Annotated in this window: 15 protein-coding genes and 3 tRNA genes; 3 read left to right on the top strand and 15 right to left on the bottom strand. The window is 41.8% G+C overall.

Annotated elements, in window-relative coordinates; all coding sequences use genetic code 11:
• Positions 1-13: 13 nt before the first annotated feature.
• A complete protein-coding gene (locus tag C3007_RS09070; RefSeq protein ID WP_103854150.1) occupies positions 14-832 on the top strand; it encodes a pyridoxal phosphatase in 819 nt (272 codons plus the stop codon).
• A 34-nt stretch (positions 833-866) separates the two neighbouring features.
• Here C3007_RS09070 and recC read toward each other — a convergent pair whose 3' ends face one another.
• The 15 genes from recC to C3007_RS09145 all read right to left on the bottom strand — a co-directional run bounded on the left by recC (position 867) and on the right by C3007_RS09145 (position 12,966).
• Entirely contained in the window at positions 867-4,271 is a 3,405-nt protein-coding gene (recC, locus tag C3007_RS09075) for an exodeoxyribonuclease V subunit gamma (RefSeq protein WP_103854151.1), read from the bottom strand.
• 11 nt (positions 4,272-4,282) lie between these two features.
• Entirely contained in the window at positions 4,283-4,588 is a 306-nt protein-coding gene (locus C3007_RS09080; RefSeq protein WP_103854152.1) for a DUF5374 domain-containing protein, read from the bottom strand.
• Positions 4,569-5,246, bottom strand: a complete 678-nt coding sequence (locus tag C3007_RS09085) for a DUF2572 family protein (protein ID WP_103854153.1) — start codon at positions 5,244-5,246, stop codon at positions 4,569-4,571. Before C3007_RS09085 ends, C3007_RS09080 begins: the two co-directional genes overlap by 20 nt.
• Positions 5,243-5,965, bottom strand: coding sequence for a PulJ/GspJ family protein (locus C3007_RS09090; protein WP_103854154.1), 723 nt, complete (start codon positions 5,963-5,965; stop codon positions 5,243-5,245). Before C3007_RS09090 ends, C3007_RS09085 begins: the two co-directional genes overlap by 4 nt.
• Positions 5,966-6,009: 44 nt before the next feature.
• Positions 6,010-6,489, bottom strand: a complete 480-nt coding sequence (locus C3007_RS09095; protein ID WP_243397686.1) for a type II secretion system protein — start codon at positions 6,487-6,489, stop codon at positions 6,010-6,012.
• Positions 6,490-6,714: 225 nt separating this feature from the next.
• Positions 6,715-6,790 (bottom strand) — tRNA-Lys (locus C3007_RS09100).
• Positions 6,791-6,814: 24 nt separating this feature from the next.
• Positions 6,815-6,890: transfer RNA gene (locus C3007_RS09105), tRNA-Lys, on the bottom strand.
• Between the two features lie 28 nt (positions 6,891-6,918).
• Positions 6,919-6,994, bottom strand: a tRNA-Lys gene (locus tag C3007_RS09110).
• Positions 6,995-7,175: 181 nt separating this feature from the next.
• Positions 7,176-7,640 carry a peptidoglycan-associated lipoprotein Pal gene (gene pal, locus C3007_RS09115; RefSeq protein WP_103854155.1) on the bottom strand — a complete coding sequence of 155 codons (465 nt, stop codon included), beginning with the start codon at positions 7,638-7,640 and terminating at the stop codon, positions 7,176-7,178.
• Between the two features lie 10 nt (positions 7,641-7,650).
• Positions 7,651-8,949 carry a Tol-Pal system beta propeller repeat protein TolB gene (gene tolB, locus C3007_RS09120; RefSeq protein WP_370445393.1) on the bottom strand — a complete coding sequence of 433 codons (1,299 nt, stop codon included), beginning with the start codon at positions 8,947-8,949 and terminating at the stop codon, positions 7,651-7,653.
• Between the two features lie 36 nt (positions 8,950-8,985).
• Positions 8,986-10,200 carry a cell envelope integrity protein TolA gene (gene tolA, locus C3007_RS09125; RefSeq protein ID WP_103854157.1) on the bottom strand — a complete coding sequence of 405 codons (1,215 nt, stop codon included), beginning with the start codon at positions 10,198-10,200 and terminating at the stop codon, positions 8,986-8,988.
• 16 nt (positions 10,201-10,216) lie between these two features.
• On the bottom strand, positions 10,217-10,639 hold the full coding sequence (gene tolR, locus C3007_RS09130) for a colicin uptake protein TolR (RefSeq protein ID WP_103854158.1): 423 nt from the start codon (positions 10,637-10,639) through the stop codon (positions 10,217-10,219).
• Between the two features lie 49 nt (positions 10,640-10,688).
• The gene (gene tolQ / locus C3007_RS09135; RefSeq protein ID WP_103854159.1) at positions 10,689-11,372 is read right to left on the bottom strand and encodes a protein TolQ; all 684 of its coding nucleotides are present in this window, start codon (positions 11,370-11,372) and stop codon (positions 10,689-10,691) included.
• 45 nt (positions 11,373-11,417) lie between these two features.
• On the bottom strand, positions 11,418-11,816 hold the full coding sequence (gene ybgC, locus C3007_RS09140; RefSeq protein ID WP_103854160.1) for a tol-pal system-associated acyl-CoA thioesterase: 399 nt from the start codon (positions 11,814-11,816) through the stop codon (positions 11,418-11,420).
• Between the two features lie 139 nt (positions 11,817-11,955).
• Positions 11,956-12,966, bottom strand: a complete 1,011-nt coding sequence (locus tag C3007_RS09145) for a YeiH family protein (RefSeq protein ID WP_103854161.1) — start codon at positions 12,964-12,966, stop codon at positions 11,956-11,958.
• Positions 12,967-13,139: 173 nt separating this feature from the next.
• Between C3007_RS09145 and C3007_RS09150 the strand changes: the two genes are divergently transcribed.
• Together C3007_RS09150 and C3007_RS09155 are read left to right on the top strand one after the other, a co-directional pair.
• Complete coding sequence (locus tag C3007_RS09150; protein ID WP_103854164.1) at positions 13,140-14,900, top strand: ShlB/FhaC/HecB family hemolysin secretion/activation protein; 1,761 nt, start codon at positions 13,140-13,142, stop codon at positions 14,898-14,900.
• A gap of 70 nt (positions 14,901-14,970) precedes the next feature.
• Positions 14,971-23,109, top strand: an 8,139-nt coding sequence (locus C3007_RS09155; protein WP_103854162.1) for a two-partner secretion domain-containing protein, incomplete at its 3' end; no start/stop codon positions are given.

Here is a 23,109-nt window from a genome sequence, read left to right on the forward strand (position 1 = left end):
CAAGGAATACAATATGAACTACCAAGCAGTCGCTTTTGATTTAGATGGCACATTGCTCAATTCACAGGGGCAGATTCTTGCGGAAAATAAACAGGCGATCGCTAAGTTACAACAGCAAGGCATTAAAGTGTTGTTGGTAACAGGGCGACATCATACGGCGGTGATTCCTTATTATATGGAACTGGGTTTAACCACGCCGATTATTTGTTGCAACGGAACCTATGTTTATGATGTACAAAATGACAAGGTGCTGGCGGCCAATCCGCTTTCGCAACAACAAGCGCAGCAAATTTATGATACGGCAACCAAGCACCATTGCCATTTATTAATGTATTCTCGCAATGCGATGAATTATGCGGAGCTAAATCCGCATATGGAAAAATTTCTGAAATGGGTGGCCAGTTGTCCTGAAAATGTCCGTCCTTTAGTGCGAAAAGTAGAAAGTATTCAAGATGTGATCGATCACGACACACCAATTTGGAAATGCGTGATTAGCGCGCAAAACAAAGACATTATGAACCAAGTGGTGGCTGAATTGCCAATTGAGCAATTTAGCTGTGAATGGTCTTGGGTGGATCGTGTAGATATTGCCAACGCAGGCAATACCAAAGGGGCAAGATTGCTAGAAGTATTAAATCAATGGCAAATTGCACCGCAACAGGTGATTGCGTTTGGCGATAACCACAATGACATCAGTATGCTCACCGCCGTGGGATTAGGCGTGGCGATGGGCAATGCGGAAGATGAAGTAAAACAGCAAGCCAAGCTCACAACCACAAGCAATGATGAAGCTGGCATTGCTCAAGTATTAGCCGAATATTTCAAACGCTAAAACAAAACCGCTGAGAATGATCAGCGGTTTTCTTTTATTTACAGCTTTCTAACATCAACCCAAACCAATCCTGCATTATGCTGGTCATTGCGTTTAAGTCCAGTTGTGCTAATTCTTGTTCGCTTAGCACGCGTTGCCAGTATTTATCTTCTTGCTTAAAACCATAATCGTTACCGTAAATGCTTTCGTACAAGATGGCAAAGCATTTTTGTTGAATGGCTCCTTCATCATCTGTGCCTTTTTCATTTTTGAGTGCTTTGAAATAACGGCTCAGATTCGTTGTTAGCACTAAGCAAGGGGATTGTTGGGCTTGAACATAGGCTTCTAGATAACATTGTAATTGGGTAAGTGCGGTGCTTTTTTGCAGAATTTTAAACCGCACTTGTTCACCTTTAGCGTAACTATAAGCAGGAGCGACATTTTCTTGTGTTGCACATTGCACTAAATAATAGATCCAGTTTTCAATCAGATCTTTATCGCGGATTTTCCCACCCACACGCCAAGTAACTCTTTCCGCTGTGCCATCAAGCAAAGGATAAAGCTGATTGATTACGCCTGTTAAACACAAGGTTTGAGTTGGCAGGGTGAAATCTAGCTCCACCGCCACGCTTTGGCTTTCTTGTGTTAAATAGTCTGCCACCTCTTTTTTCAGATCACGAATATCTTGGCTAAGTTTTTGCCCTTGTACTTCGGCAAAAGCGCCCCTTGGCATTATGCCTTTGATTTGTAACTGGCGGAAAAATTGGCTAAATTCATCATCGTTGAGATAGAGCAGTTGCTGGTTAATGGCATAGCGTTCTAAATTATCGAAATCGAAATTTTCTGTATCCCTTAAGGCGCTTTCTTCATTTTGCAGGTGAATACCTAAAATCTGCTCTAGGAAAAATCGGATCGGGTGCTGCACAAAGGAGATAAGCTGGCTTAACGCCACTGTTTGCGCCCGATAATCATTATTCAATGGCTGAATAAATCCCTGTTCTTGCTGCGCGGTTTTATTCACTAATGGCAACCATTTGCGCGCAAAAGTGCGGTGGTTTTTACTGAAATTTTTCTCGCTAAAAGCGGTCATTGGGTGATGTATCACCAATTTTTTACGCCAATATTCATTCGGATTTTCGCCCTCATCATTCTCAGGCAATGGCAAGTTTTCTGCCACATAATCCAATAATTGATTTACCAGTACGGAGGGTTCTTTCGGCTCATCATCAATGATTGAATGCCCGACATAACTGAGATAGAAATAATCTTGTGCAGAAACGAGCGCTTCAAGGAAGAGATAGCGATCATCATCTCGTTTGAAACGATCGCCTTTTTGCTGATGATATTGCATAAGATCAAAGCTATTTGGTGTGCTTTGGCGTGGGTATTCTCCTTCATTCATTCCTAGCAAACACACCACGCGGAATGGGATTGAGCGCATTGGCAATAAGGTGCAAAAATTCACTTTCCCCGCCAAAAACCGTAAGTTATGCGGATTTTCTTGCAAATAGCCACTCATCACTTCCGCTACCACTTCTGCACCAAGTGGTTGTTCAAATTGCACATTGATTAAAGGCTCGGCAAAGGTTTCAATGCAATCATTAAGATACCATTGAGTTTCTTGGCTCGTTTCATCAAATTGGAAAAAGGTTTCCACCAGTTGGAATAAAGCTTGTTGCCATTGTTCAATAGAATGTTCGCCGCAAAGTGTTTGATACCATTGATAAAGTTGTTCAATAAATTCTGCTAAATAGCCTGCTAATTGCCCTTTTAAGCCGTAACTATTATCAAAACCTAGGCTGTCTTGCCAAATGCCATTTTCTTCACGCATTGCATAGCCGAGCAACATTCGTTCCAGCCCTGCTTTCCACGCATTATAATTTTCTTGCGCCACACCCTGATATTTTTCCAAGCCAAAGCGAATGCCTGAATGTTCAACCCAATGATGAATATAAGGCAGATCTTCAAGCTCAATATGAAAACGCGCACGAATACTTGGAATATCGAGAAAATCCAGCACATCTTGCGTGCTAAACAGACTTTCTTTCAGGTTTAACAATTTGATGAAAGCCGACACAATCACATCATTTTCCGACAATTTATTATCCGAAATGGAAAATGGAATGTAAGGCTTACCTTGCTCAAAAACAGCACGAATATAAGGGGTATATTTATCAATATCGGCCACCATTACCACCACATCTTTTGGCGTTAGGCTCGGATCTTGATTAAACAAATGCAGTAAATAATCCTGCAAGGCTTCCACTTCTCTCATTGCGCTATAACAGGCGTGAATGGAAAAAGACGGATCTTGCGGTGCAAAATGCAGCGGCTCAATGCCTGTTGGGGTAAGCGTTAAAATGCGTTGCTGAATTTGGTGTAATAGGCTGTCTTCTGCCAATTCTACATAGGCATTAATTTCATTACTTTGCAGATCGGTGAGCAGATAAAGGAAATCACGCCCTTGCTTGCCCCAAGAAGAAAGTAACGGATTGCCCACTTGCAACATTTCTTGCTCGGCGGTGCGCTCGTACTGCTCTTGTTCTAATCGTACAATTTGCTGATGAGAAAATAATGGGCTAGCTTGTTGGCTTTGTTGATCAGTGCGGGAACGCTGTTGTAATTTTTGCCAATATTGCTTATCGACAATATCGCCCCAATACTCACGGCAAGGATTGGTAAAAAATAAATGCACATCACAAAACTCGCTGATGCCGTTGAGAATTTCCAAATACACTTTTGGCAGGGCTGAAATACCAAACACAAAAATGCGTTTCGGCAGTTTTAATGGCGCTTTTTCGCCCAATAGCTGAAGAAATTGTTGGTGTAAATGCGCCCTGTGCCAAACTTCTTCACTGCCATTTTGCTGTTGAATTTCAGCCACTAACGCACGCCACAAAATACCTTGCCATTCAATATGGCGTGTAATTTGATCGGCTAACTGTTGTCTATCTTCACTTTTCTGTGCCGCAATTTGTTGTGCGATGCTGCTGTCTGCATTTTTTTCCCACGCACTAATCCAATCTGGACGATACACTAGATATTGGTCAAATAAATCTGCCACTTTTTCTGCTAATTGATACAATTTTTGCTGTGCCGATTGCGGCGCAGAATTGAGATAATCTCGCAATGGTGCAAAGGCAGGTTGTGCTAAATATTGCGGAATCAATCGCATTAAGCGCCATACAATCTGTTCTTTGGTAAATTGATTCTGCTGCGTTACATTAAACAAATTATCGCGATAGAGCTGCCAAATGAAGGTCGCTGGCATAGGAAATTGTAGATTCGCTGAGATTCCTTGCTTTTCTGCAATTTGCCATTGCAGCCACTGTGCCATTCCGGGGCTTTGTACCAAAATAATTTCCGACTGCAACGGATCGTCCAACGGCATTGTTTTCATTAAATACAGTAGGATCTCTTTTTGTGTTTCAAGCAAATTGGAATAATAAACGGTTAGCACAGAATTTCCTTTTATAAGCTGGTTTCCCCTGTGGGATAACGCACAGTAACTTTATTTTTATGACAATGAAGATGAAAAATAAGCTGATTTTGTTCAATTTGAGTTTGACAACTCAGCCCCATAAACAGGCGTTGCTGCTGATTATGCGCAATAGAAATGGCTTGTAAATCTTGATAAATTTTCACCGCACTTTGCCGCTGATGCGTGAGCCATTGATTAATGGACAGAAAAATACCACTAAATAGGGTTAAAGTCATTAGCAAAGAAAATAAATTCATTCCTTTGTATTTTAGCGGTCTATAAAGGCTCGAAATCATACCAACTCCTTTTTGCTAGCCGCCAAAAACGATAAGCCTGAACCACCTCTTGTAGCGTTTTCTTATTATAAACCAATTTCACATTTTCCCCTTGATGTAATAGCCCTTGCGTAATCACTGCGCCGCGAATTTCACCTTTGCCAGATAAAGTTAAATCACCTTCTGCTACAATCACCGCATAAATATTGCCGTTGATTTCCCAATGTTTCTCGCGTTCAGAAAACCAATAAAGGGGATATTGGCTGATATTTTCTTGCTGTAAAAATTTAGCAAACAAAAGTGTGATCGCAGGATCAAAATATTGCGAAAATTCCCCCGCACTTATGCCACGACTTGGCATTTTTTGAAATAGGCTTATTCGCTCACACCAAGCAAAATGCGCTGGCTCGTCAAAAGTGCGGTGTTTTTTTGTCGGATTTTTAAACTCAAGACGATAGACGGAATCGGCATAATCTAAGGGTAATTTTTCACATTCTTGCTGCAGATTTTGGCGGCTTATTGGCAAGAGCGCCACGTCATTTTCCGCATAATATTTTTGCTGCGCATTCATTGCACGATAAAAATGCAGTTCTTCTTGATTAAACAACATTGCGATCATCAATAATGAGCTAAGCAACAACAATAAGGTTAGGGTAACAATGCCTTTTTGTGCTTTCATTCTGCCCCGCCTTGATTGAGTAAAGGAATCACCGTTTCGCTTTCATATTCAATATGCGGTTGTTTGACGAGTTGCCCTTTTAACTGTGCTACAAGCAACAAAGGTTCTTTTAGCCACTGCAAAGCAAAATGGGTGATCGCAATTTCACGATCATCAAACAGATCCACCCAGCCGCCTTTCTCACAAGCAGGTTGCTGAATGTAAGTTTGGCATTCGTCTTTTGTGCATTTTTGCTTAACGGTGTTTTTGTAAGTTAAACGCGTTTCTAGCATTTTTTGCTTTAGGCGATAACCAAACAATTCACGTTCAATTTCTTTTGCTCGATTTTTACCATTTTCAACGCATAATCCTTTGGTGTAAGTAGAGCCAATACAACCTGAATTATCCAAATCATAGAAAAATAGCACACAGCTATTCGGCTTTTCTCCCGTGGCTTGGCTAACAACAAGACTTGTGCCTTGGCTGTCTTGCTCGAACAAGGCAAGATTATCCACTTTACGCTTTCCAACGGCTGCACGAAATCCCGTTCGGCGTAAATCTTTGCCGATTAATTGCAGGGTTCTTTCTATTTCGGCTTGTAAAAACAGCCGTGCATTCATTTGCTGAATTTGCCATTGGCTATGTTGATAAAATTTCACGATGGCGATTAATAACAAGCTAGATACTGACAAGGCGATCATCAAACCTAGCAAACTTTGCCCTTTTAAATAGCGGTTCATCTAAGACTCTCCGCACGCACTGAGCGAATTCGCCTGTTTTAGCTTTAGGCTACCCACATTAAAAAAGAAAATAAGGTTTTCGCTTGCCCCGCTTGCAATAAGAAACAGTCCGCTTGAATGGTGTTGCGGATACCGCTGAATCTAGCCATTTCTTGCGGAAAATAATGTTTACTGCTAATCATTGTTTGCGTTGGAAACAAGGGTTGATAAATATTCGCCATTAGCTCCTCTGCACATAAGTGCGGTTGTAAACAGTTGCATATTTTTTCACTTTTAACTTGAGCGGCAATGCACCATTTTTGACTTGTCAAATCACGATTTGCCACTAAAAACCATACTTGATTAGAATTTTCTACGCGCCGTTGAATGGTACGGAAAAATAAATATAAGCGCTGTTGCTCTTTGCTTAACACCCATTGTTCCTGATTCTGTTGCCATACGGGCAAGGCCGTAAGCAATAGCATACTGGAAATCAATAGCACAATAAGAAACTCTAATAGCGTGAAACCTTTCATTTTAGCCATAATAAAAACGCGGATTTTTCAACCGCACTTTTGCCTTTGTTTATCGGTGATTTTCTATACGCAAGCCTAACAAGTGCGGTGATTTTTTAGTAGGAAATGAAGAAAGTTTTGGAATCGAGATCGCAAAAATAATCAGAAAACGAGAATAAAACCTAAGAATGTAATAGATGAAAAATAATAAGGTGGAAGATAGATTATTATAAAAATTTAGGGATAAATTGATGATGGTGGGTCGTGAAGGATTCGAACCTTCGACCAACGGATTAAAAGTCCGCTGCTCTACCGACTGAGCTAACGACCCTAAGTATATTTAATGGCTTTGAAGTGGTGGGTCGTGAAGGATTCGAACCTTCGACCAACGGATTAAAAGTCCGCTGCTCTACCGACTGAGCTAACGACCCTAAATATATTTAGGCTGTTACGTTTGATTGGTGGGTCGTGAAGGATTCGAACCTTCGACCAACGGATTAAAAGTCCGCTGCTCTACCGACTGAGCTAACGACCCGAACAGGTATCATTGCGTAACGGAGGCTTATAATACTGTTTTTATTTTAATAATCAATAAAAATTTTCTATTTTTTGTTTGTTTGCACGAATAAACAACAACTACATCACCCTTTACCACGCAGATAAATAAAAAACCGAGCATTCAAGGCTCGGTTTTTTTGTTTCGTCAATAAGGCAGATTAGTATGCTAACACTGCACGACGGTTTTTAGAATATGCAGCTTCAGTGTGACCTAACTCAGCTGGTTTTTCTTCACCGTAAGAAACTGTTGAAAGCTGACCTGCTTGAACACCTTTAGCAGATAAGTAGTGCGCTACTGCGTCAGCACGGCGTTGACCTAATGCGATGTTGTACTCTGGCGTACCACGTTCGTCAGTGTTACCTTCAACAACCACTTTAGATGCTGGAGTTGCTGTTAAATATGCAGCGTGCGCATCTAAGATTTGTTGGTATTCACCTTCGATGTTGTATTTATCGAATGCGAAGTAAACAGTGTTATAACGTTGTTGTAAATCTTGAACTGAGTAACCGCCAAAAGTTTGGGCAGTTGTTGTTTCTGCAGCACTTTCATTTTTTGAAGAACTACAAGCTGCTAATACAGCTACTGAGCCAGCTACAACTAATAATTTTGCAAAGTTTTTCATTAACTTTCTCCTAGTTTTTAGTTAAATATGGGGACCAAGCTGGAAATTTAACTTGCCCATCACTTCCCGGTAGGCGTGCTTTAAAACGCCCATCAGCAGAAACCAATTGTAGCACCTTTCCTAACCCTTGTGTAGAGCTATAAATAATCATAATTCCATTTGGAGAGATGCTTGGACTTTCATCTAAGAAAGTCGAACTCAACATTTCTGTTTCACCTGTCGCAAGATCTTTTTTCATAATATGATCTGCGGCAATCATAATTAATGTACTACCATCAGTAGAAATTTGTCCGCTATAAGTACGACCACCAGAGCTTAGTAAGGTTGCGCCGCCACCGCTTGCGCTCATTTGATACACCTGCGGCGAACCTGCTCTATCAGAAGTAAAAATAATGGATTGACCATCTGGCGACCACGCAGGCTCAGTGTTGTTACCTGAACCGCTCGTTAATTGTGAAACGCTGCCGCTGGCTAAATTCATCACATAAATATTTAACACACCATCTTTTGATGAAGCAAAGGCTAATCTTGAACCATCAGGCGAAAACGCTGGTGCACCATTATGTCCTTTAAAAGAAGCGACCACGCGGCGCGCGCCTGAACGTAAATCTTGCACTACGAGCTGAGATTTACGGTTTTCAAAAGAAACATACGCAAGTTTATTACCATCTGGTGACCAAGCTGGCGACATTAATGGCTGTGCGCTTTGGGTAACGATAAATTGGTTATGTCCGTCATAATCAGCGACACGCACTTGATAAGGCTTTGAGCCACCATTTTTTTGCACCACATAGGCGATTTTTGTTCTAAATGCCCCACGAATGCCTGTGAGTTTTTCAAACACTTCATCACTTACCGTATGCGCGCCTAAGCGAATTGCGCTGGCTGGAACGGCATATTGATTTTGCGCTAATACCGCCCCTGCTGTGCCTGATGCACCAATGGTATCCACAAGTTGATAAGCAATGCTGTATCCATTGCCATTTGGTGTAACTTGCCCAACCACGATAGCATCAATACCTAAAGATGACCACGCATCAGCATTCACTTCTGAAGCTGAAGTAGGTTGTTGTGGCATTTTTGCTGGCGAAATGGGATTGAATTTACCGCTATTGCGTAAATCTGCAGAAATAATCTCTGCCACATCAGTTGGCATTGCACCGGCGCCATTCCATTTAAATGGCACAACGGCGATAGGGCGCGCGCTATCAACCCCTTCGTCAATCACAATACGAACTTCATCATCTGCTAGGGCGACATTTGCCAATAGCACCCATAGCATCGTTAAAAACTGTGTGATACGAATCATTACTTTCATAAAATTCACCTTAGATTGTTAAACCAATTACTTCAAATCAAAATCAATAACTGGTGATTTATATTTACTATAAATAGCATCTGATGGTGCTGCCGGCACTTTCTTCGTTCTTGCCACGGCACTCATTGCCGCAGAACAAATATCATCAGGGCCAGAAATTCTTTGATAACTTGAGATCGTGCCATCACGTTGCAATTGAATACGAATGCGACAGACTTTCCCTGCAAAGCTCGGATCTTTTAAGAAACGGCGTTGAATTTCTTTCTTAATGACGCCTGCATAGCGATCACCTTCTTTTTTGCCATCGCCTGCGCCTAAACCTGCGCCACTGCCTTGGCTGCCTGCTTTATTCGCATTACCGCCAACTTTGGCACTGCCGCCACCAATATCACCGCCATTGATGAAATTATCTAGTGCCGATTGCTGTGCGCGGCGTTTATCTGCTTCTGCCTTGGCTTTTGCTTCGGCTTTAGCTTTGTCTGCTTTTGCCTTGGCTTCAGCTTTCGCTTTAGCTTCTGCCTCTGCTTTGGCTTTTGCAGCAGCTTCCGCTTTTGCTTTTTCTGCTTGAGCTTTTTTCTCTGCGTCCGCTTTAGCCTTTGCTTCCGCCGCTGCTTTTTCGGCTTTTAACTTGGCTTCTTTTTCAGCTTGTTCTTTGGCTTTTTTTGCTTGCTCAGCGGCTTTTGCTTTAGCTTCTTCTTCGGCTTTTTTGGCCTGCGCGGCTAAACGTTTTGCTTCGGCTTCTGCTTTCAGCTTTGCCGCTTCCGCTTGTTGTTTCGCCTTTGCTTCTTGCAACTTCTGTTTTTCTAAGGCGATGCGAGCTTGTTCTTCACGCTGCCTTTGTTGCTCTGCCAACTGTTCTTGCTGTTTTTTCAGTTCAAACTGTTTTTGACGCTCTTGCTCACGCTGTTTTTCAAGCTGCTTTTGGCGTTCCAATTCTTGCTGACGTTTTTGTTCTTCTAACTGTGCTTGTTTTTGTTCTTGTGGATCGGGTTCTTTCTGCTGTGGTTGAGTAGGTTTATCCACCTGCCCTTTTTTCTGTTGTTGCAAACGTCCCCATTCCTGTGCGGCAGATCCTGTATCGACCATCACGGCGCTGATCACATCGCCATCACCTTCACCGCCGCCCATTATTTCTACTTTGTAATAAAGCGAGCCAAGAATTAACAAGCCAAATAGAATAATGTGCAGAATAATTGAAATGGCAAAGGCGCCAATTCCGTTATTTCGTTGATTATTACGCACAATAGACCTACTTACCTTAAATTGGGTTTGTCATTAATCCAACAGATTTTATTCCTGCTAGATGCAGTAAATTGAGTGCTTTAATCACTTCTTCATAAGGCACATCTTTCGCTCCGCCAACCAAGAACATTGTGTTGTTGTCTTTGTCATATTCTTGTTTAGCCATTTGCGTAACCATTTCTTCTGTGAGATTTTCACTGCGTTCGCCGCCAATGGAAAGGCTATATTGACCAATGCCTGAAACTTCTAAAATAACGGGCACTTTGTCTTCATTGGATACGGATTGGCTTTCCACCGCATCTGGTAATTCCACTTGCACACTTTGTGAAATGATCGGTGCGGTTGCCATAAAAATAAGCAATAGCACTAATAACACATCTAAAAATGGCACTATATTGATTTCAGATTTTATATCACGACGTTTACGACGATAAGACATTATTGCCTCTAAAAACTTTGCTAAAAATCACCGCACTTTGTGCGACATACTATTGATGACGACCGAAAACTTGACGATGCAAGATGGTGGTAAATTCATCAATAAAGTTACCATAATTTTGCTCAAGTTTATTGACGCGTAAACTTAAACGGTTATACGCCATTACCGCAGGAATTGCGGCAAATAGACCAATTGCTGTTGCGATCAAGGCTTCTGCGATCCCCGGAGCAACCATTTGCAAGGTGGCTTGTTTTGCCCCGCTTAGCGCCATAAAGGCGTGCATAATTCCCCAAACCGTACCGAATAAGCCGATATATGGGCTGATTGATGCAACCGTAGCTAGGAATGGTACTCGTGTTTCCACATCTTCAATTTCACGGTTCATTGCCAAATTCATTGCTCGCGTGCTGCCTTGAATAATCGCTTCTGGTGCATCTGGGTTGGCTTTTTTCAAGCGTGAGAACTCTTTAAAGCCGACATAGAAAATTTGTTCGCTACCTGTTAAGCCATCGCGGCGGTTAGATAGACCTTCGTATAATTTATTTAGTTCTTCTCCAGACCAAAAACGATCTTCAAACGCGGAGGAATCTTTTAAGGCTTTGGTTAATACGCGGCTGCGTTGGATAATGATCGCCCAAGACATAATGGAAAAGGCGATCAGGATTACAATTACAATTTGAACCACTACACTGGCTTTTAAAAACAGTTCCAAAAAGTTCAATTCACTGGTCATTACATAGCTCCAAAAAATAGGATAGTAAAATAGGTAAGTGCTTATTTACCCGTTAAATGCTGCTTTAATTTCTTGTGGAATAGCAACAGGTTTCATTTTTGTGAGATCCACACAGGCCACTTTTACTTCAGCCGTACAAATCAGCACATCATTACGTTTTATTTGCTGCGAAAACAAAATTGTTGCGCCTTTAATACCGCTTACTTCTGTTTCCACCGTTAATAAATCATCTAGCTTTGCGGCAAGACGATAATCAATCTGCATTGTTTTGACAACAAATGCGAGATTATGTTCATCAAGCAATGCTTGTTGAGAAAAGCCTAATTCACGCAGATAATCGGTTCTTGCTCGCTCAAAAAAATGCAGATAACGGGCGTGATAAACCACACCACCTGCATCGGTATCTTCATAATAAACTCGTATTGGTAGAGAAAATCTTTGCATAAATTATCAACCTTGAGTTTTTAATCGTTGTTTTTAGTACAGAAAATTGCCGTATTTTAGAGACCTTAATCAGGATTAGCAAGAAATAAAGTGCGGTGCTTTTTCTCAATGTTTTTGGCTTGCTTAGTTCAACCTGAATTTATCCTAAAAGATAAGTGAAAACGAGATTAATCCCTAATCCCCCCACAATTAACCAAATCCAAATGATCGCGCCTAATAATAACGGTTTTGTTCCTGCTTGTTTGAGAGAGTTAATATTGGTGGTAAGTCCTAATGCTGCCATTACCATCATTAATAAAATGCTATCAAGCTGAACCAAAAAACTCACCACAGCTTGTGGTAATAAATTGAAAGAATTAAAAATGGCTACGCCAATAAATAATAACGCAAAATAAGGAATCACGATTTTGCCTTGTTGCTCCCCGCTTTCTTTGCGTAAAAAATAGGACAACGCAAGCAAAAGCGGTGCGAGCATCATCACACGCAACATTTTAGAAATCACCGCAGTATCCGCCACTTGTGAGCCAATATTCGCACCCGCAGCATAAACTTGCGCCACTTCGTGAATTGTTGAGCCAATATAAATTCCAAACGCCTGATCAGGCAAATAGGCTTGCAAATAAGGATACAACACAGGGTAAAGAAACATACTCAGCGTGCCGAAAATCACGATCAACGCCACCGCCACAGAAACTTTATAAGATGGCGCTTTTACGATCGGCTCTGTCGCCATAATCGCCGCCGCCCCACAAATGCTACAACCTGACGCAGTGAGCTGTACGATTTGGCGATCGATCTTCAGCCATTTTATGCCCACCCAACAAGTAAGCAAAAAGGTTAAAATCAGCACGGTGGCATCGGCAAACAGCGCACTTAATCCCACTTGGCTAATATCCTGAAAGGTTAAACGAAAGCCAAACAACACAATACCGCAACGCAATAAAATCCCTTTCGCAAACAACACGCCAGCTTTCATTTGCGGCTCAATATAAGGGTAAAACGTATTACCGCCCAAAATCCCCAACACGATAGCTAAGGTCAAGGCGCTAATATGCCACTGCACCGCCAACTGAGTTTGCGTAACCCAGCTCGCCAGCACACTAATTAAAACAGTTAATAATAAACCGGGAATAAGGGAGAGGTTTTTCATAATCTCTAGTAATTTTAGAAAACAAAGTCTATACAATAACCAATTTTTAAAAGGAATAAAACTGTTAATTCTATCTACAAATACTTGCATAACTTTAAATAGGTTAGCTTGCAAAACGCTTTTCAATTCGTTAGGCTTTAGTGCAATTATTTATTCTGTTTGTAATCAATCCTATGCGTAAATATTCCTATTTAACCCTTTTTGTTGTTTATTGTTTTTCATCTTCGCTTTGGGCTGCAACAGAACGGCCTTTAACAGCAGAAGAAAAACAAATTAATAGCAGACAACAGCAACAACAAAGTGATCTCAATTCTGCGATTCAATCCCAACAAGTTTCGCAACCCAATGTCCGTTTAGAAAGCGATAAAATTGAACAACGAAGTTTCCCGCACAATGAAGAGCAATGTTTTCCTATTCAGCAAATTGTGCTAACTGATATTAATGCTAACGAAGAAAATCCTGAGTTTATTCAACCGAGTCAGTTTTCTTGGGCTTTAAACGCCGTTTATGCGCAAGGTGATTTTACCCTACCTGCTTGCATTGGTTCACAAGGGATTAATACGCTCTTACGCCGCATTCAAAATCGTTTAATTGATTTTGGCTATATCACCACACGTGTTGTTGTCCAACCGCAAGATTTGCGTTCTGGAATGTTGGTTTTGACTGTGATCCCCGGTAAAGTCGGGCATATTCAAATACAAGATCAAAGTGCAATTCCCTTTGCCACAAGAGGCACACTTTGGTTTGCAATGCCAATGGCACAAGGGGATATTTTGAATGTGAGAGATATTGAGCAAGGATTAGAAAACTTCAAACGTGTACCAAGCGCTGATGCGAATATTGAATTACAAGCGACAGAAAATCTCGGTGAATCAGATATTATCATCGCCTATAAACAAACGTTACCTTTTCATTTAACCTTAGGATTAGACGATTCAGGGACAAAAGCCACAGGGCGTTTACAGGGTTCTGCCACCTTTTCTTGGGATAATATGACCACACTGAATGATATGTTTTATTTCAGTGCAACAAGAAGTTTTAAGCGCCATAGTGATGATATGGAAGGGGATTATGGCAGTAAAAATTACAGCCTTTATTATTCAATTCCGTGGAAAAACTATTTATTAACATTATCAGGTTCAAAATACCAATATCACCAAAAGATTGCAGGAGCATTTGAGTCCTATGAATATTCGGGGGAAAGCCGCCAAATGCATGCTAATTTAAGTCGTTTGCTATGGCGCAATAGCCGCTCTAAAACTTATCTCAATGTTTCGCTATGGACAAGACAATCGTCCAACTATATTAACGATACAGAAATACAGGTACAACGCCGCCGTACCGCAGGCTGGGAAGCTGGAATTAACCACATTCACTATATCGGCAATGCCACACTACAACTTGAGGCGCATTATAAACGTGGTACAGGTGCCAATCGAGCCTTACCAGCCCCTGAGGAAAAATTTGATGAAGGCACCTCCAGAATGCAGATCATCACCGCCTCTATTGACCTAAATTATCCCTTTACCTTAGGTTCTCAACCTTTTCGTTTCAACACCCATTGGAATGCACAATGGAATCAAACGCCATTGGTTCAACAGGATAAATTAAGCATTGGTGGACGTTATACCGTACGAGGATTTGATGGTGAATTATCGCTTTCAGGTGAGCGTGGTTGGGTATGGCGTAATGAACTTGCTTGGAACATTGCCAATAAAGGACAAGAATTATATCTCGGCATTGATAGAGGCATTGTCAGATCCTCCCAAGAGGAATTACAACTCGGAGATAGCCTCACTGGCGGTGTACTGGGTTTACGAGGGAGTTTATGGGGACTAAACTATGATTATTTTATTGGCCTCCCGATTAGAAAACCTGAAGGATTTAGAACAAGCCATTTAACGACGGGCTTTTCTTTAAGTTATCGTTTTTAGAATGAGAAAGAGTAGTCATTAAAATATTTATAAAAATCGTTATTTAGAATAATAATCTAAGGAAGCAACAATGAATAAGAAATCTTACCGCGTCATTTTTAGTAAAACACTTAATCAACTTATAGTTGTATCCGAATTAGCGAGAACACAGGGTAAAGCCACAAGCGAAAATGTGGTTGCTGAAAAAATAGTTCAAAATCTCACCGCACTTTGTTCTCGATTTAACTGGGTAATGAAGCCTGTGCAATTTAGTATGATGGTAGCGTTGGGTTATGTCTATTTTGCAACCCCTGCTTTTGCCAACGAAATGGCAATTCGTGCCGATAAATCAGCGCCAGCTAATCAACAAGCAACCATTTTGAAAACTGCTAATGGTCTTCCACAAGTCAATATCCAAACACCAAGTCAAGCAGGCGTTTCTCGTAATACGTATTCTCAATTTGATGTCGCCGAGAAAGGCGCTGTACTGAATAATGCACGCAAAGCCACTTCAACTCAACTTGCAGGCTGGGTACAAGGCAACCCTAATTTAGCCACGGGTGAAGCCAAAGTCATTCTTAACGAAGTGAACTCCAACAATCCGAGCCACCTAAAAGGTTATATTGAAGTTGCAGGTAAAAAAGCCGATGTGGTGATCGCCAACCCTTCTGGTATTCATTGCGAAGGCTGTGGCGTAATTAATGCTGGGCGTTCAACATTCACCACAGGGAAACCCGAAATAGCCAATGGTGAACTCAAAGGCTATCAAGTTAAAGGCGGAAAAGTTCGCGTAAGCGGCAAAGGCTTAGATAATCGCCAAGCGGATTATACCGATATTATCGCTGAAAAAGTGCAGCTTGAGGGTGGCGTTTGGGCAAAACAACTTAAAGTAACCACAGGTAAAAATAAGGTAAATCGCACTAATGACGCCGTGGTTTATGTGGGCAATAAAAATAATGAAAAAAATGACCGCACTTTAGCTAATTCAGAATACCGTGTTGATGTGAGTGAACTGGGTGGAATGTATGCTGAACGTATTCAATTAGTGGACAACGGCTCAGGACTTGGTGTGCGAAATGCAGGGCATATTGGTGCTTCTGTTGGGGAAGTTCAAATTGATAGCCAAGGGCGTATCATCAATGCGGGGACCATCAGTGCAGCACAATCTGCTGGCATTAATGCACAGGATACCATTGAGAATAAGGGAAAAATTGAAACTAAACAAGGCGATATAAAACTTGCTTCTCAACGAAATATTACGCAACAAGGTGCAATGGTGGCACGCCAGGGAAATATTCAAGTTACCGCGAAAGAGGCTATAACTCAGAATGGTGAAACCCTTGCCAAAGGGCATATTCAGTATAAGTCAGCACGCGTTAATGCAAGTAAAAAGTCAATTATTGTAGCGGGTGCTCTGATCTCAGAGGAGAAAGGCAAAGAAGTTCGTACACTTGAAAAAAATGCTGAACAAGGTAGCTCAATTCAAATCACAAGCCGTGGAAAAACAACGCTACAAGGACAAAACCTTGCTGCGGGAAAGATTCAAATTGATGCCAGTGAAGTAGATATTAGCCACAGTCAAACTGCAGGACATACTCTTAATATTGATGCTAAACAGCAAGGTATTAATGCTGATTTTTCAACCATTACTGTAACAGAAGGTCTGCAATGGCATACGCCTGCTTTGCTTTCTACCGAACAAGCTAATGTGAAAGCCAATTGGATTAATACGCGTGCCATACAAATTAATAATCAGCAAGGACGTTGGGCAAGTTTAGGCTCGCGCTCAGTAAATCTGTTGCTCAATAAAGGCTTAAACAATCAATCAGGATTAATGTTGATTGGTGGGGATTTTAGCATTAATCAGCCATCGGCAGCGTTGAATAACCAACAAGGACGGTTATTAAGTGCAGGATCATTACAGATTGACGCACAGCAATTAGATAATCAAGCCGGTGTATTGAGTGCCGAAAAAGATATCACATTAACCATAAAAACAGCGCTCCAAAATCAGAAAATTGGCGAAACAGGTTCTGTAATTCAGGCTAAAAATAATTTAAGTGTGACTACAGCGTCTTTTGACAATACGAATACAAAACCTGCAGATAACGCAATGCCACAGCAAGGCGTGATTGCCAAAAATATTGTGTTGAACACGCAAACACTTAATAATCAGCAAGGCGGCATTTATAGTATAGAGAATACGACATTAAATCTCGCCCAACAGTTGCTCAACCAACAAGGTGAAATCCTCTCAATGGGGCATTTAGCTATTAATGGCGCAAATGCGACGATTGAAAATACGGCGGGAGTGATAGCAGCTTCTGCTACTTTAGCCATTGATGCAACGAGGTTATCCGGTGATGGTCATATTGAGGCAAATCATACCAACCTTAGCGTAAAACAAGATTTTCATGCCGAGCAGGATATTATAGGGCGTTCAAGCCTCAGTCTCTCAACATTAGGTCGTCTTACCAATCAGGCAGGACTTTATTCTGAAGGGGATACTGTTATTCAAGCGGAAAATATTGACAACCAAGTAAACGCAGAAATTCAAGGAAAATCCACCGCACTTAATATTTCGGCAAATTTAACTAATCGTGGTCTAATTAAAGGCCGTGAAGTCAATATGATAAAAGTAGGTCAAACCCTGAGTAATATTGGTACAGGGCGTATCTATGGTGGTCATACCGCACTGCAAACAAACAAAATCATAAATAGTGATGAATTACAAGCGGATGGCTCGATAAAATCTGCGGTGATTGCTGCTACTCAACGTTTAGACATTGCTGCGCCAGTGATTGAAAATACCAAAAATGTTTTTACGCAAGATTGGGCATTTAATGGCATAGGCGGTACATTAGCATCGGAGGGGAAAATTGCCTTCGGTAGAACCCTTGATGCCAATAATCAAGCCCAAGGTTTAAGCGATGTTTTGATCAACCGCGGTGGATTAATTGAGGGAAAAGGGATTCATTTTGGCATAAAACAACTGAAAAATGAAAATGCTCGCTTACGTACCAATCTTGAGGAAGTCAGTAATCAAGCTGTTAATGAACATTACTTAATTGTTGATGATCCTAAAGTTGGAGAACGGATTAATTTCGATCAGCTTCGTTGGCGTTCTTTCAGCCGAGCAGGTAGAGTGGTTTATAAAAATCAAAAATTCCGACCACGTCCTAAAGATGGCAGTATCGCAGGCTATGTATTGCCTGCGCCTAATGAAGAAGCCTGTGCGAATGAACAAACACGCACAGGCTGCGCGCCTGTCCCCCAAGGAATTTATACCCACCAAGATCCAGTTTGGGCGGCATTTAATATCACCCCGCCAGAAATGCCTGCGCCCGAATTACCTGATTTATCAGGGCTTGATCCAACCTTAAAAGAACCCATTGAGCCAATCAAACCTCGTAGACGTATTTTTAATCGCCAGCGTTATGCGCAGGAACTCAAAGAATATGAAGAGAAAATGGTGATATATCGCAAAGAGATGGCGGAATATGAAGCTAAACTCATCGCCTATTCTGCAGAGATGAAGCCTTATATTGACTGGGTCAATGCTAATGCTGAAAAATTTGAACAACTTGATGCCGCAATCCAAAAACATAATGCTGCCCTACTTGGACGAGAATTTGCGGATTTCTGGGACGTTTATGTAACTCAACGCATTGAGCGACAAACCAAAGTGAAAGAAACTCACCCAGGGAAAATACTCAGCAGTGGCGATATTGGTTTTTCTGGTGAGGTAGAAAATAATCGTAGCCAAATCATTGCGGCGAGAGCAATCCAAAACACCGAGAATCCTGCGAAACACATCAATAATATTGAAGAAGTGGGGATCACTCAAATTGATGATATTGGTAATCAAGAATGGACATATTCTCGTTGGCGTGGTGGATTTAAACGTTACCACCAAAGAGAATGGACTGGACGTCATGCTCATATGCGGCGAACAGAAACCCCACTTCCTTTAAATCAGGCAAGTGTGCAAGCCTATACAACATTTATTCCCGAAGCCGAAAGTGCCAATATCAGATTAACTCTTGCTTCGTTGGCTGATCATCAGCAAATTGGTAATGCGGCTCGACATACATCGCTTCAACAAAATGAGAATGAAATTCGACATATTCAAGCTAATACAAATCTGCCAACTTCAAGCCTTTATCGGATTAATCCAGAGGGGCACAACCCATTAATTGAAACGGATCCCCAATTTACCGATCGCAAAAAATGGCTGAGCTCAGATTATATGTTCAATGCACTACGCAGTGATTCGCAAAATATCTTCAAACGCTTAGGCGATGGATATTATGAACAGCGTTTAGTTCGTGATCAAATTAACCAACTCACAGGGAGAATGTTCTTGGGCAACCATCAAGATTTGGAAAATCAATATAAGGATTTGATGGATAAAGGGATTTCCTTTGCACAGCAATTTCACTTAACCCCAGGTATTGCCCTAAATGCGGAACAAGTTGCTGCGCTTACCTCAGATATTGTCTGGTTTGAACCGCAAACTGTAACCTTACCAAGCGGTAAAACTGTTGACGTGATCGCTCCTCGTGTTTACGTTGTTGCGAAAGAAGGGGATTTAAACGGTGAAGGAGCATTAATTTCCGGAAATGTCGTTGATTTACGCACATCACATTTAAACAACCTTGGCACCATTGCTGGGCGAAAAATTGCCTTGCTAAACAGTGATACTTTACACAATGAGGGAATTATTCAAGGGGAAAACGTTGGTATTAAAACCACAGGAAATTTTGACAATATTGGCGGAAAGGTAGAGGCTGAACGCCAGTTATTTATTGATGTGGGCAAGGATTTTACACATCAAAGTACGACCCATACTACAGAAGTAAACCTCTCTCATTTTAAACGCAATGAAACTGCACTTGCTCGTAAAGCGCTACTTCATGTCAAGGATAAAGAAGGGGTATTACACTTAAGTGCCAATAATATCTTGAGCCAAGGAGCAGATATTATTAACGAGGGACAAGGCGACACGATTGTTAAAGCAAAAAATGAACTAAATCTGACCGCACTTTCGGTAGGCTTTGATGAAAAGATGGGCAAAGACAATCATTACCGTAATGAAAAAGTGCAAGATGCTGTGGTAAGCACTATAAAAGGCAAAGGAAATGTACTGTTAAGTGGGCGAGATATTACCGCAGAAGGTGCTCAGCTAGAAAGCGAGGCAAAGCTTATGGCATTGGCAGAAAATAACATTGTGCTAAGCAGTGCAAATACAGCGCGAGAAGTTGAGGAATATCATAAAGTTCAGCGGCGAGGTGTTTTGTCATCAAAAGCTTCTGAGAAGTATTCCCATCATCTCGCAAATACACACAAAGTTACACATTTAGCAGCTGGGCAAATTGAGGTAAATGCCAATCACGATATTACATTCGAAGGTACACAAATAAATGCTGATCAATCTGTGATTGCTCGTGCTGGAAATGAACTGAATACAAATACCGTTACAGATACTTATGCTCATACCCAATGGGAAAAACACAAAAAATCAGGTATCACAGGCAGCCTTGAGGGAGGCATTGCGGCGGTGGGCTACCATAAAGAGAAAGTGCGTCAGCAGAATACGAGCTATGATGAAACGGTAAAAGGCGCAAGCATTAAAACCCAACAAGGTGATGTGATACTTAACGCTGGGGAACGTTTAACTGCCACGGCGGTAGAAATCCAAAGTGGTAAAGACACTACCCTACAAGCCAAACAAGTGGAGATTAATGCTGCAGATGAGCTGCATAGTGGTGAATCTGAATACGCTCGCAAAATGTCAGGTGTGGGGATTAATATGGTTTATGACCCATTAACCGTGGGACGTAATAAATACCAAAGCCGTAAAGATTCTGGCGTGGCGGATACCGTTGTAGGTGATGATATTTCTCGTGCTGAATCCATTGCCGACACCGCTGAAATGGTAGGGCGTGGTGTAAGCCCTTATCTCAAACATCAACAAAATGAGGCATATAAAAATACGCATCAAAAATTAGCGAAAACCGCTTCCATTAATACGGAAGGGAAATTGCAGGTTATTGCTAGCGAGGGGGATATTACCACACAAGGCAGTCAAATTAATGCGGAAAAAGGGGCGGAATTTATTGCCAGCGGTTCAGTGAATTTTGATGTGGCAACCGATACGTATTCCCAACGTGCAGACAAACGAGCTCATGGCTTTGAACTCAACGGCTTAAATAAATATGTTGCAGGTGTAGGGGTAAGCTTTGAAGACGGCAATCAAACGCGCAGCGAAGAGCGAGGTACGTTGATAACCACAGGGGCAGATACGCGTGTCATTGCGCAAGGTGGTGATATTACAGGCAAAGGCTTAACGCTGATTAATGAGGGCAATACCCAGTTTGCCGCCAAAGGTAATGTGGTGCTGGATACGGCAAAAACCATTTATAACCAGAGCCGAAAAGCAATGAGCCATTCCATTGGTGAAGTGGCCACCTCCGATACGGAGCGATTTTTTGGTTATCACCGTGAGCGTAACAATCAGTCAGGGGAAAATACCACGCATACAGGTAGCCGTATCGTGAGTTTGCAAGGCAACGTTGAGATTGAGGCAGGTAAGGATTACCACCAAACCAGCAGTGCGGTGTTAGCTAAAGACAAGCTACGAATTACAGCCCAAAACATTTATGCGGACGCGGCGTTAAATACCGACAATCAATCTCAAAGCCAAAGCGATTTAAAAATCGGACAATTTACCCGTGTTAAATCGCCGATTATTGATTTAATCCAAACCGTGGAGCGCACGGTTAAAAATAAAAATGCGTCAGACCGTGTAAATGCCGCCAATGCGGTTACCCTTGCCGCGCAAGGTTATCAGGTGGCAGATACCATTGCAAAAACGGTTACCCAGCAAGATGGCTTGGCGTATTTAATTCGCGCAGAATCAGGCACGGGAGTGGCACATAGTCGTCAGTCTCAAGAACGTCAAGCGCAAATCAGTCAAGGTAATATCTTTAATGCCAAACAGATTGACTTGACAGCTACAGGCACAGGGGAAACCCTCGCCAATGGAGAACAAAAGTTAGGTAATATTCATCTTGAGCACAGTGATTTAACCAGCCACGATGAACAAGGCAAACGCCTTGCCGATAGCCATATTAATTTGACGGCGTATGACACGCAATTACAAGCAGGTAAAAGCCATAGCAAAGAAAAAATGCGCGGTCAAAATGTGGGTGTTGAAGTGGGTATGTTCGCCCAAGCAGGGCCACAAACGGGTGTTGGGGTGTATGCGACCGTAGGTGGTGGCAGCCAAAAAATGGATGCGGAACGCACAATGTATCACAACAGCCATTTAGACAGTGCCCAGATAACCTTTAATAACCAAAACGACCTGACACTCAAAGGGGCAACGGCAAAAGCCAACCGTATTGATGCCAATGTGGGGGGTAAGTTACAGATTGAAAGTGTGCAAGATGAGCAAAAACTCAAAAGTAAAAGCAATCAAGCAGGCTTAAGTGTGAGTGTGAGCTTTGGTAATGCATGGGGTGGCAATATCGGCTTTAATGCAGACAGTGGCAGTGAAAATTATCGTCAGGTTACCGAACAATCGGGCTTGTTTGCGGAAGAAGGAGGCTATCACGTTAAGGCAAATCAAGTTCACTTAAAAGGCGCTGCGATTGCAAGCCAAAATGCCAATAACAGTGAACTTGCGACTAATCAACTGACTGTCGAGCATCTTCAAAACCATTCCTCAAGCCAAGCAATGAGTGGCGGATTAAGCTATGGCTTTAGTCATCAAGAGGGGCATTATGAAGAAAAAGGCACAGGCAAAGTGGTTGAGACACCAACCAATAGCGAAAGTGCAAATAACGGCAATAATTTAAGATGGGTGGATGAGAAAAATTCAAGTGGCTTTAACCCAAGTATGCCGATGTATGAAAGCCATCATGACAGCAGTGTTACCAAAGCCACGATTACGGCAGGCAAGATTACCTTAAATAAGGATAGTCAACCTGTTCATACCACGGTAGAGGCACTTGCAAAAACCTTACCGATTAGCACCGTACTTGATAATGCCAATCCACAGGTGGAAAAACCAAGGGATACCCAAGGGCAGCTAAAAGAGCAAAAAGTCGTGAGAGAAGCGGTAAGCCAGTTACAGTCAGCTGCTTCGACTTATGCAGCGAACCAAGCCAAAGCCGCACAGCTTGAAGCAGACCGCTTGCAACAAGAAATAGCCCAAGAGCAAAAC

This window comes from Avibacterium gallinarum (assembly GCF_002921135.1).
In the GTDB taxonomy this organism is placed as follows: Bacteria; Pseudomonadota; Gammaproteobacteria; order Enterobacterales; family Pasteurellaceae; genus Avibacterium; species Avibacterium gallinarum.

Bases quoted from the DNA above. Each gene is read 5' to 3' on its own strand.
- C3007_RS09070 (WP_103854150.1), top strand. From the start codon at position 14: ATGAACTACCAAGCAGTCGCTTTTGATTTAGATGGCACATTGCTCAAT.
- C3007_RS09080 (WP_103854152.1), bottom strand. From the start codon at position 4,588: ATGATTTCGAGCCTTTATAGACCGCTAAAATACAAAGGAATGAATTTA.
- C3007_RS09085 (WP_103854153.1), bottom strand. From the start codon at position 5,246: ATGAAAGCACAAAAAGGCATTGTTACCCTAACCTTATTGTTGTTGCTT.
- C3007_RS09090 (WP_103854154.1), bottom strand. From the start codon at position 5,965: ATGAACCGCTATTTAAAAGGGCAAAGTTTGCTAGGTTTGATGATCGCC.
- C3007_RS09095 (WP_243397686.1), bottom strand. From the start codon at position 6,489: ATGGCTAAAATGAAAGGTTTCACGCTATTAGAGTTTCTTATTGTGCTA.
- pal (WP_103854155.1), bottom strand. From the start codon at position 7,640: ATGAAAAACTTTGCAAAATTATTAGTTGTAGCTGGCTCAGTAGCTGTA.
- tolB (WP_370445393.1), bottom strand. From the start codon at position 8,949: ATGATTCGTATCACACAGTTTTTAACGATGCTATGGGTGCTATTGGCA.
- tolR (WP_103854158.1), bottom strand. From the start codon at position 10,639: ATGTCTTATCGTCGTAAACGTCGTGATATAAAATCTGAAATCAATATA.
- tolQ (WP_103854159.1), bottom strand. From the start codon at position 11,372: ATGACCAGTGAATTGAACTTTTTGGAACTGTTTTTAAAAGCCAGTGTA.
- ybgC (WP_103854160.1), bottom strand. From the start codon at position 11,816: ATGCAAAGATTTTCTCTACCAATACGAGTTTATTATGAAGATACCGAT.
- C3007_RS09145 (WP_103854161.1), bottom strand. From the start codon at position 12,966: ATGAAAAACCTCTCCCTTATTCCCGGTTTATTATTAACTGTTTTAATT.
- C3007_RS09150 (WP_103854164.1), top strand. From the start codon at position 13,140: ATGCGTAAATATTCCTATTTAACCCTTTTTGTTGTTTATTGTTTTTCA.